Raw genomic sequence first — 458 nt, 5'->3', positions numbered from 1 at the left:
TGTGGCGCACCATTGGATATCATTTCATCCCATATTAAATTAAAAACATTAAAAATTTGCGCTTGGAATACTTCCGGCTTAAAATTTGAAATGTTTCGTAAGGAAAACGATACAACTTGTTCTTTTTTAAAGTTTTCAATAGTGGAATGACCATCAAATAATTGTGCATATGCTTCTACTAAATTTACAAGATTTAATTCAATCAACTCTAAACGATGTTTTCTGCTTTCTCCTAAATTCTCATGGTGTTTCCTACTTTTTACATTCTCATATAATTCATCACGAACAAAAGATAAAAAGTTTGAGAAAATGGGATACTCATTTGGTTTTCTTGTTGTAATTTCATTTTTCGCTCCTTTTTCGTCATTCCATAATCCCATTCGAATATATAATTTACGAAGCAAATTTTCATATTCTTTAATTTCATCATCTTTTGCTTCTGGCGCAATGAATCGATA

1 pseudogene is annotated in these 458 nt (G+C 29.9%); it reads right to left on the bottom strand.

The annotated features are described in order from the left end of the window. Positions 1–458 (bottom strand): annotated as a pseudogene (locus JDS95_RS32295) (VirB4 family type IV secretion system protein); the annotation flags it as partial.

This window comes from Bacillus cereus group sp. N24, from assembly GCF_016483345.1.
In the GTDB taxonomy this organism is placed as follows: Bacteria; Bacillota; Bacilli; order Bacillales; family Bacillaceae_G; genus Bacillus_A; species Bacillus_A toyonensis.
This window is presented reverse-complemented; position numbering and strand designations above follow the sequence as displayed.